The sequence below is a fragment of the Streptomyces sp. NPDC079020 genome (assembly GCF_044542225.1).
GTDB lineage: Bacteria > Actinomycetota > Actinomycetes > Streptomycetales > Streptomycetaceae > Streptomyces.
In genome coordinates this window covers 182183-192203 of the sequence record NZ_JBITUB010000016.1, presented here as the reverse complement: position 1 = coordinate 192203, position 10021 = coordinate 182183, and the positions used below count along the sequence as shown (strand labels likewise).

At 68.7% G+C, this 10021-nt stretch carries 9 protein-coding genes; 2 read left to right on the top strand and 7 right to left on the bottom strand.

Annotation, left to right across the window (positions count from 1 at the left end; all coding sequences use genetic code 11):
* Nucleotides 1-263: 263 nt before the first annotated feature.
* The 3 genes from ACIGJO_RS29130 to thyX all read right to left on the bottom strand — a co-directional run bounded on the left by ACIGJO_RS29130 (nt 264) and on the right by thyX (nt 3867).
* Entirely contained in the window at nt 264-1949 is a 1686-nt protein-coding gene (locus ACIGJO_RS29130) for a ribonuclease J (RefSeq protein ID WP_399963103.1), read from the bottom strand.
* Between the two features lie 128 nt (nt 1950-2077).
* A complete protein-coding gene (dapA, locus tag ACIGJO_RS29125; protein ID WP_399963101.1) occupies nt 2078-2977 on the bottom strand; it encodes a 4-hydroxy-tetrahydrodipicolinate synthase in 900 nt (299 codons plus the stop codon).
* 152 nt (nt 2978-3129) lie between these two features.
* Complete coding sequence (gene thyX, locus ACIGJO_RS29120) at nt 3130-3867, bottom strand: FAD-dependent thymidylate synthase (RefSeq protein WP_399963099.1); 738 nt, start codon at nt 3865-3867, stop codon at nt 3130-3132.
* Between the two features lie 187 nt (nt 3868-4054).
* Here thyX and ACIGJO_RS29115 point away from each other — a divergent pair, with 187 nt between their 5' ends.
* Nucleotides 4055-4294: a hypothetical protein gene (locus ACIGJO_RS29115; RefSeq protein ID WP_399963097.1), complete on the top strand. Its 240-nt coding sequence runs from the start codon at nt 4055-4057 to the stop codon at nt 4292-4294.
* A gap of 94 nt (nt 4295-4388) precedes the next feature.
* On the top strand, nt 4389-4937 hold the full coding sequence (locus ACIGJO_RS29110; RefSeq protein WP_399963095.1) for a hypothetical protein: 549 nt from the start codon (nt 4389-4391) through the stop codon (nt 4935-4937).
* Between the two features lie 128 nt (nt 4938-5065).
* Here ACIGJO_RS29110 and ACIGJO_RS29105 read toward each other — a convergent pair whose 3' ends face one another.
* From ACIGJO_RS29105 to ACIGJO_RS29090, 4 genes are read right to left on the bottom strand one after another with little or no spacing between them, the layout of a single operon-like run.
* Nucleotides 5066-5518: a hypothetical protein gene (locus tag ACIGJO_RS29105; protein ID WP_399963093.1), complete on the bottom strand. Its 453-nt coding sequence runs from the start codon at nt 5516-5518 to the stop codon at nt 5066-5068.
* 13 nt (nt 5519-5531) lie between these two features.
* Nucleotides 5532-6284, bottom strand: coding sequence for a 4-hydroxy-tetrahydrodipicolinate reductase (gene dapB, locus ACIGJO_RS29100; protein ID WP_399963091.1), 753 nt, complete (start codon nt 6282-6284; stop codon nt 5532-5534).
* Nucleotides 6285-6302: 18 nt separating this feature from the next.
* The gene (locus tag ACIGJO_RS29095) at nt 6303-7682 is read right to left on the bottom strand and encodes a M16 family metallopeptidase (RefSeq protein WP_399963089.1); all 1380 of its coding nucleotides are present in this window, start codon (nt 7680-7682) and stop codon (nt 6303-6305) included.
* Nucleotides 7679-9892 carry a polyribonucleotide nucleotidyltransferase gene (locus tag ACIGJO_RS29090; RefSeq protein ID WP_399963126.1) on the bottom strand — a complete coding sequence of 738 codons (2214 nt, stop codon included), beginning with the start codon at nt 9890-9892 and terminating at the stop codon, nt 7679-7681. The genes ACIGJO_RS29095 and ACIGJO_RS29090 overlap by 4 nt, the downstream gene beginning before the upstream one ends.
* Between the last annotated feature and the right edge of the window lie 129 nt (nt 9893-10021).

The following is a 10021-nucleotide window of genomic DNA, read 5'->3' as shown; positions in this document are numbered from 1 at the left end:
TTCCGGCGAGTCCGACTTTACCAGACTCTTTTCCGTTCCGTTTCCGGTCCGAATTCGATTCCAGCGGCCTGCGGAGTGGCCTTTGCCTTTCGGCGGGCCCGACTTTATCAGAGATTCTGAGTCGGAATTCCCGCCCCCTCCGGCTGGGCTCCCTGCGCATGACTGCGCGGGCGCTTCCCGGTTGGGCGGAGACGTAAACGTACTGGAGCGGGGCGCCCCGATGCAAATCGAGGCGCCCCGCTCCGGTAGGGCGGTCGTGAGGATCAGACCTCGACGACAACCGGAAGGATCATCGGGCGCCGGCGGTAGGTGTCGGAGACCCACTTGCCCACCGAGCGGCGGACGAGCTGCTGGAGCTGGTGGGGCTCCATCACTCCGTCCTGGGCCGACTTGTTGAGCGCTTCCTCGACCTTCGGGACGACGGCGCTGAAGGCCGCGTCGTCGATGCCGGAGCCCCGGGCCTGGATGTGGGGGCCGCCCACGATCTTGCCGGAGGAGCTGTCGACCACGATGAAGACCGAGATGATGCCCTCGTCACCGAGAATGCGGCGGTCCTTGAGGGAGGTCTCGGTGACATCGCCGACCGAGAGGCCGTCGACATAGACGTAACCGGCCTGGACCTTGCCGACGATCTTGGCCTTGCCGTCGACCAGGTCGACGACGACGCCGTCCTCGGCGATGACGATGTGGTCCTTGGGGACACCCGTGAGTGCGCCCAGTTCGGCGTTGGCGCGCAGGTGGCGCCATTCGCCGTGGACCGGCATCAGGTTCTTCGGCTTGCAGATGTTGTAGAAGTACAGCAGCTCACCGGCCGAGGCGTGGCCCGAGACATGGACCTTGGCGTTGCCCTTGTGGACGACATTGGCGCCCCAGCGGGTCAGGCCGTTGATCACGCGGTAGACCGCGTTCTCGTTGCCCGGGATCAGGGACGACGCGAGGATCACCGTGTCGCCCTGGACGATCCGAATCTGATGGTCGCGGTTGGCCATGCGGGACAGGGCGGCCATCGGCTCGCCCTGCGAGCCCGTACAGACGAGCACGACCTCGTCGTCCGGCAGGTCGTCGAGGGTCTTCACGTCGACGACCAGGCCCGCGGGGACCTTCAGATAGCCGAGGTCACGGGCGATGCCCATGTTGCGGACCATCGAACGGCCGACGAAGGCGACCCTGCGGCCGTACTCGTGGGCGGCATCCAGGATCTGCTGGATGCGGTGGACGTGGCTGGCGAAGCTGGCCACGATGATGCGCTTCTGGGCATTGGCGAAGACCGTGCGCAGGACGTTGGAGATGTCCCGCTCGGGCGGTACGAAGCCGGGGACCTCCGCGTTCGTCGAGTCGGAGAGCAGCAGGTCGATGCCCTCCTCGCTCAGCCGGGCGAAGGCGTGGAGGTCGGTGAGGCGCCCGTCCAGCGGGAGCTGGTCCATCTTGAAGTCACCGGTCGCGACGGCCATGCCCGCGGGGGTGCGGATGGCGACCGCCAGTGCGTCCGGGATCGAGTGGTTGACCGCGATGAACTCGCAGTCGAAGACGCCGATGCGCTCGCGCTGGCCCTCGGTGACTTCGAGGGTGTACGGGCGGATCCGGTGCTCCTGGAGCTTGGCCTCGATGAGCGCGAGGGTCAGCTTGGAGCCGATGAGCGGGATGTCCGGCTTCAGGCGCAGCAGGTACGGGACACCACCGATGTGGTCCTCGTGGCCGTGCGTGAGGACGATGCCCTCGACGTCGTCCAGACGGTCCCGGATGGTGGTGAAGTCCGGAAGGATCAGGTCGATCCCGGGCTGCTCCTCCTCGGGGAAGAGCACTCCGCAGTCGACGATGAGCAGGCGGCCGCCGTACTCGAAGACCGTCATGTTGCGGCCGATCTCGCCGAGGCCGCCGAGCGGGGTGACCCGCAGGCCGCCCTTCGGAAGCTTCGGCGGGGTACCGAGTTCAGGATGCGGATGACTCAAAAGACTCTCCTCACCACGCGCGCCACGTACCGCTGAGGCACGTGGCGCGCGTGTCATTCGTGCACTTGCTGTTGTCTGGGATGGTGCTCGGCGAGCATTCCTCGCCTATTCAGTTGTGAAGTCCGTGGTTACAGCTGTACCCCACCGGCGGCCAGATCGATCTTGAGCTGAGCCGTCTCCTGTGCGGTGAGTTCCACCAGGGGGAGGCGCAGCGGACCGGCCGGGAGGCCCTGGAGCGTCAGAGCGGCCTTCGTGGTGATCACGCCCTGGGTGCGGAACATTCCGGTGAAGACCGGAAGCAGCTTCTGGTGGATCTCCGTGGCCTTGTGGACGTCGCCGCCGAGGTGGGCCTCGATGAGTGCCCGCAGATCGGGGGTCACCACATGGCCGACGACGGAGACGAAGCCGACCGCGCCGACCGAGAGCAGCGGGAGGTTCAGCATGTCGTCGCCGGAGTACCAGGCGAGGCCGGACTGGGCGATGGCCCAGCTGGCGCGGCCCAGGTCGCCCTTGGCGTCCTTGTTGGCGACGATGCGCGGGTGCCCGGCCAGCCGGACGAGGGTCTCCGTGTCGATCGGGACACCGCTCCGCCCGGGGATGTCGTACAGCATCACGGGGAGGCCGGTGGAGTCCGCGATGGCGGTGAAGTGGCGCAGGAGGCCTTCCTGCGGGGGCTTGTTGTAGTACGGGGTGACGGCGAGGAGGCCGTGGGCACCGGCGCGCTCGGCGCTGCAAGCCAGCTCGACGCTGTGACGGGTGTCGTTGGTGCCGATGCCGGCCACGACGTGGGCCCGGTCTCCTACCGCTTCGAGCACCGCCCGTACGAGCTGGTCCTTCTCCGCGTCGCTGGTGGTCGGGGACTCGCCGGTGGTGCCATTGATGATCAGGCCGTCATTGCCTGCGTCCACCAGATGGGCGGCGAGCCGCTGGGCGCCGTCGAGGTCGAGTGCGCCGTCCGCCGTGAAGGGCGTGACCATAGCGGTGAGGACCCGCCCGAAGGGGGTCTGCGGAGTGGAGATCGGAGCCATGGGTAACACGCTACTCGTTGCTCAGCGCACGGTGTCCCCTCGGGGGGACGGGGAAGTGGAACCCGACACTGCCTGCTCGGGGGTTCAAGCAGTGCCGGGTCCGTTTGATCAGCCTAGATGAACTTCATGAAACGCCGCAATACGGACACCGCTTACGGGGCGACCCGTCCATTTTTGTTGAAGGCGGCATGAGTGAGCGGCATGAGCCGCGCCCAGTGGGCCTCCATCTGCTCGCCGACCATCTCGATCTCGCGCTGCGGGAAGGACGGGACCTTCGCCAGCTCGTGCTGCGTGCGCAGGCCGAGGAAGTGCATCAGGGAGCGGGCGTTGCACGTGGCGTACATCGTCGAGAAGAGACCGACGGGCAGGACCGCGCGGGCGACCTCGCGGGCCACTCCGGCGGCGAGCATCTCCTGGTACGCGTCGTACGCCTGGCGGTAGGAGTCCTCCATCACACGGCCGGTGAGCTCGTGCTGCTCCTCGGTTCCCTCGACGAACTCGTACTTGCCGGGGCGGCCCTGCTGGACGAGCTTGCGGGACTCCCCCGGGACGTAGAAGACCGGCTCCAGCTCCCTGTAGCGGCCCGATTCCTCGTTGTACGACCAGCCGACGCGGTGCCGCATGAACTCACGGAAGACGAAGATGGGGGCACTGATGAAGAAGGTCATCGAGTTGTGCTCGAACGGGCTTCCGTGCCGGTCGCGCATCAGGAAGTTGATCAGGCCCTTGGACCGCTCGGGGTCCTTGGTGACCTCTTCCAGCGACTGCTCGCCCGCCGTGGAGACACGGGCGGCGAACAGGACATCGGAGTCACCTGCGGCGTGTTTGACCAGGTCAACGGTGACATCGCTGCGGAAGCTGGGCTTTGCGGGTTCGGGGGTGTCGGTCACCGGCGGGGGTCCTTCCAATGGCGTCGCTCGGGCGGCGTCCACTCTACGGCCCGGCACCGACAACGCCGTCGGGACCGCCCGTACGGGGAAATCTCGCATTGATTCGGCGATTCGGGGCACCGATCGGGCGTTCTGTACGTCTGACTCATTAGCAGCACCCGCCACAGACTTCAAGGAGAGTTTCCTCATGTTCCGCCGGCGTGAATCCGTCCCGTTCTCGTTCGTCGCCGAGGCCGACCGGTTCCGCAGTAATGTCACTCCGCCGCCCCGGAGCCGTGTCAGCGTCTCCGAGCTGGCGGGCCGTTCCCTCGTGGGGCTGACCGTGGTCGCGGGCCTCGTCGGATCGCTGCTCTTCGGCCTTCCGGCTCTCGATCCCGACCAGGCCCCGGCCCAGGGCAAGCAGTCCGAGGCCTCCGAAGGCCGCTGACCCGTACGGACCCCCTGGGGTGGTCGGCCCGGTGCGGGTCTCGGTAGCCTCACCGGGCACAGCAATCGAGCGTGCTTGTGAGTGAGGATCAGTCGTGCCCCTGCCCTTTCTGACGGCCGACCGCGCATTCGACGCGAGCGCGGAGGACGTCGCGCTGCCGTTCGACGACCACGACAGCTGGCGGCGGCCCTACCGTCCCGGCCCGTGGCGGGTCGCGGCAGCGGCCACCCTGTTGTTGCTCGCCTCGTTCGTGCTCCTCGCGGCCGTGATCATCGGTGCGGCGGGCGGGCTGTCCGGAGGGCTCGCGTGCTTCGCGCTCGCCGCCGCGGTGATCATGTGCTCGCTCCGGCTGCTCCGGGTCGGTGCGTGGGTCAGCCGGCACGGCGTACGGCGGGTGGGTTTCTTCCGGACCACCACCGTGCCGTGGAACCGGGCGGCGGAGGTACGTACCGTCCAGCAGCCGGTGAAGTGGCTCGGTCTGCCCCGTACCGTGCAGGGTCAGGCCCTCGTCGTGGTCCGTCACGGCGGCGGCACCCTGCCGCCGCTGGTCACCGACCACAACGCGGACTTCCTGGGCCGGGACGAGGCCTTCGAGCGGGCGACGGACACCATCGAGGCCTGGGGCGACGAATACCGCCAGTAGTGGCCCCAGGCAGACCGCAGGCCCGGTACGGATACCCCGTACCGGGCCTGCGGTCTGTGAGGACGTCCCCGGTGGCCGGGGGCGTGGTCGCCGGTCGTGTCGGCCGATGCTCTGCCGATGCCCTGCCGTCAGGCCCGTGCCGGCTTGCTCCCGTGCAGCGCGATCGCGCGCTGCATCGCCTTGCGGGCGCGTGGGGTGTCCCGCGCGTCCTGGTAGGCGACCGCCAGGCGGAACCAGCACCGCCAGTCGTCCGGGGAGTCCTCGGTCTCCTCACGGCGGCGGGCGAACACCGCGTCGGCGGAGTCGCGGTCGATACGGCCGGCCGGGGTACGGGTCAGTTCGTCGACCGGGAGCCCGCCCTCCGCCTCCAGTGCGGCGGCCAGCGCGTTGGCCCTGCGGACGAACTGGGTGTTCTTCCAGAGGAACCAGACGCCGATCACCGGCAGTACCAGGACCGCCACGCCGAAGGTGACCGTCAGCAGGGTGCCGTGCCGTATGAGGAGCAGGCCCCGGCTGCCGACCAGGGCGAAATAGAAGACCAGGACGGCAGCGGTGACAAGGTAGGTGATCTTTGCGCGCATGGGTGTGGCCCAGTCAGTTCAGGTCGAGGAAGTGCTCCAGGCCGAACGTGAGGCCCGGAGTGGTCACCACACGGCGGGTGCCGAGCAGGATGCCCGGCATGAAGCTGCTGTGGTGCAGGGAGTCATGGCGGATGGTGAGGGTCTCGCCCTCGCCGCCGAGCAGCACTTCCTGGTGGGCGAGGAGGCCGCGGAGCCGGACCGCGTGGACCGGGACGCCGTCGACGTCCGCGCCGCGGGCACCGTCCAGAGCGGTGGTGGTGGCGTCCGGCTGCGCGGCGCGGCCGGCCTTCTCACGGGCCGCCGCGATCAGCTGGGCCGTTCGGGTGGCGGTGCCGGACGGCGCGTCCACCTTGTTGGGGTGGTGCAGCTCGATGACCTCGACCGACTCGAAGTACCGGGCGGCCCGCTCCGCGAACTTCATGGTCAGGACGGCGCCGATGGAGAAGTTCGGGGCGATGAGCACGCCGGTCTCCGGCGAGCCCTCCAGCCAGCTGTTCAGCTGCGCGAGCCGTTCGTCGGTCCAGCCCGTGGTGCCGACGACGGCGTGGATGCCGTGGCGGACGCAGAAGTCGAGGTTTCCCATCACCGAAGCGGGTGTGGTGAGCTCGACGACGGCCTGGGCACCGGTGTCGACCAGGGTCTCCAGCCGGTCGCCCCGGCCCAGGGCCGCCACCAGCTCCATGTCACCGGCGGCCTCGACGGCTCGTACCGCCTCGGCTCCGATACGGCCCTTGGCACCGAGAACGGCTACGCGCAGCTTGCTCATTGCTTGCTTCCTTCGGGGTTAGGAGACCGCTTGGTGGAGGCGGTCCGCCTGCTTGTCCTTGAGCGGCCCGATGACGGACAGCGAGGGCCGGTGTCCCAGGAGGTCGCCCGCCACCGCGCGGACGTCGTCGGGGGTGACCGCCGCGATGCTCGCGAGCATGTCGTCGACCGACATCTGCTCGCCCCAGCACAGCTCGCTCTTGCCGATCCGGTTCATCAGCGCGCCGGTGTCCTCCAGGCCCAGGACGGTGGAGCCGGAGAGCTGCCCGATGGCGCGCGCGATCTCCTCGTCGCCGAGGCCGTCCGCCGCGACGCGGTCGAGCTCGTCCCGGCAGATCTTCAGCACATCGTGCACCTGGCCGGGCCGGCAGCCCGCGTACACGCCGAAGAGCCCGCAGTCGGCGAAGCCCGAGGTGTACGAGTACACGCTGTAGGCGAGTCCGCGCTTCTCCCGTACCTCCTGGAAGAGGCGGGAGCTCATGCCGCCGCCGAGGGCGGTGTTGAGTACGCCGAGGGCCCAGCGGCGCTCGTCGGTGCGGGCGAGACCGGGCATGCCGAGGACCACGTGGGCCTGCTCGGTCTTGCGGTTCAGCACCTCCACGCGGCCGGCGGTGCGCAGTGTGCGGGAGCCCTCGCGCGGCGCCATCGGGACGGCGTCCGTTCGGGAGAGTGCGCCCGCGCGTTCGAAGGCCTTGCGTACCTGGCGTACGACCGTGGCGTGGTCGACGTTGCCGGCCGCGGCGACGACGAGGTGCGTGGGGTCGTAGTGCTTCTTGTAGAAGCGGTCGATCTGGCCGCGGTTGAGCGCGTTGATGGTGTCCACGGTGCCGAGGACCGGGCGGCCCAGAGGGGTGTCACCGAGCATGGTGTGCGCGAACAGGTCGTGCACGCAGTCGCCCGGGTCGTCCTCCGTCATCGCGATCTCCTCAAGGATGACTCCGCGCTCGGCGTCGACGTCCTCGGGGGCGATCAGGGAGCCGGTCAGCATGTCGCAGACGACATCGATGGCCAGCGGCAGGTCGGTGTCCAGGACCCGCGCGTAGTAGCAGGTGTACTCCTTCGCCGTGAAGGCGTTCATCTCGCCGCCGACCGCGTCGAGCGCGGCGGAGATGTCGAGGGCGCTGCGCTTGGCGGTGCCCTTGAAGAGGAGGTGTTCGAGGTAGTGGGTCGCGCCGTTCAGGGTGGGGGTCTCGTCGCGTGATCCGACGTTGGCCCAGATCCCGAAGGTGGCGGAGCGTACGGAGGGCAGGGTCTCGGTGACGATGCGCAGACCGCCGGGGAGGACGGTGCGGCGGACCGTGCCGATGCCGTTGGTGCCCTTGAGGAGCGTCTGGGTACGGGCGACGGCCCGCGCCTTGGGAGAGGTGCGGGCCGTCGTCACGGAACTACGGGACGTCACTTGGCGGCGTCGTCCTTCTCATCGGCCTCTTCGCCCTCGATCACGGGGATCAGGGAGAGCTTGCCGCGGGAGTCGATCTCGGCGATCTCGACCTGGACCTTGGCACCGACGGCGAGCACGTCCTCGACGTTCTCCACGCGCTTGCCACCGGCGAGCTTGCGGATCTGCGAGATGTGCAGCAGGCCGTCCTTGCCGGGCATCAGGGAGACGAACGCACCGAAGGTCGTGGTCTTGACGACCGTACCCAGGTAGCGCTCGCCGACCTCCGGCATGGTCGGGTTGGCGATCGCGTTGATCGTGGCGCGCGCGGCCTCGGCCTGCGAGCCCTGCTGGGCACCGATGTAGATGGTGCCGTCGTCCTCGATCGTGATGTCGGCGCCGGTGTCCTCCTGGATCTGGTTGATCATCTTGCCCTTGGGGCCGATGACCTCACCGATCTTGTCCACCGGGATCTTGACGGTGATGATCCGCGGGGCGTTCGGGGACATCTCGTCCGGGACGTCGATGGCCTCGTTCATGACGTCCAGGATGTGCAGACGCGCGTCACGGGCCTGCTTCAGCGCGGCGGCCAGGACCGAGGCGGGGATGCCGTCGAGCTTGGTGTCGAGCTGGAGCGCGGTCACGAACTGCTTCGTACCGGCGACCTTGAAGTCCATGTCGCCGAAGGCGTCCTCCGCACCGAGGATGTCGGTGAGGGCGACGTAGTGGGTCTTGCCGTCGATCTCCTGCGAGATCAGGCCCATGGCGATACCGGCGACGGCGGCCTTGAGCGGCACACCGGCGTTCAGCAGGGACATGGTGGAGGCGCAGACCGAGCCCATGGACGTCGAGCCGTTGGAGCCCAGCGCCTCGGAGACCTGGCGGATCGCGTAGGGGAACTCCTCGCGCGAGGGCAGGACCGGGACGATCGCGCGCTCGGCGAGGGCGCCGTGGCCGATCTCGCGGCGCTTGGGCGAGCCCACGCGGCCGGTCTCACCGACGGAGTACGGCGGGAAGTTGTAGTTGTGCATGTAGCGCTTGCGGGTCACCGGGGAAAGGGTGTCCAGCTGCTGCTCCATACGGAGCATGTTGAGGGTGGTGACGCCCAGGATCTGGGTCTCGCCACGCTCGAACAGCGCCGAGCCGTGCACGCGCGGGATGGCCTCGACCTCGGCGGCGAGCGTACGGATGTCCGTGACTCCGCGGCCGTCGATGCGGACCTTGTCCTTGATGACGCGCTCGCGGACCAGCTTCTTGGTCAGCGAGCGGTACGCGGCGGAGATCTCCTTCTCGCGGCCCTCGAAGGCCGGGAGCAGCTTCTCGGCGGCGATCTCCTTGACGCGGTCCAGCTCGGCCTCGCGGTCCTGCTTGCCGGCGATGGTGAGCGCCTGGGCGAGCTCGGAGGTGACCGCGGCGGAGAGGGCCTCGAAGACGTCGTCCTGGTAGTCCAGGAAGACCGGGAACTCGCCGACCGGCTTGGCGGCCTTGGCGGCCAGGTCGGACTGGGCCTTGCAGAGCGCCTTGATGAAGGGCTTCGCGGCTTCCAGACCGGCGGCGACGACCTCCTCGGTGGGGGCCTCGGCGCCGTCCTTGACGAGCTGGATGGTCTTCTCGGTGGCCTCGGCCTCGACCATCATGATCGCGACGTCGCCGTCCTCCAGGACGCGACCGGCGACGACCATGTCGAAGACGGCGTCCTCGAGCTCGGTGTGCGTCGGGAAGGCGACCCACTGGCCCTTGATCAGGGCGACACGGGTGCCGCCGACCGGGCCGGAGAAGGGCAGGCCGGCCAGCTGCGTGGAGCAGGAGGCGGCGTTGATCGCGACCACGTCGTACAGGTGGTCGGGGTTGAGCGCCATGATCGTCTCGACGATCTGGATCTCGTTGCGCAGGCCCTTCTTGAAGGAGGGGCGCAGCGGGCGGTCGATCAGGCGGCAGGTGAGGATCGCGTCCTCGGAGGGCCGGCCCTCACGGCGGAAGAAGGAGCCGGGGATCTTGCCGGCCGCGTACTGCCGCTCCTCGACGTCCACCGTGAGGGGGAAGAAGTCGAGCTGGTCCTTGGGCCGCTTGGAGGCGGTGGTGGCCGACAGCACCATGGTGTCGTCGTCCAGGTACGCGACGGCGGAGCCGGCGGCCTGCTTGGCCAGGCGGCCCGTCTCGAAGCGGATGGTGCGGGTGCCGAAGGTTCCGTTGTCGATAACGGCTTCGGCGTAGTGGGTCTCGTTCTCCACTAGTGATATCTCCATACTCGTCGTCTTCGTCCTCCTGCCCGTGTGGCGGAGGACGGTACGGAGAAGCGCACCGTGGGTGCGGGCCGGTCTTCGATCGAAGCTCCCGGGCGTTGTCCCGGGGGCCACTAC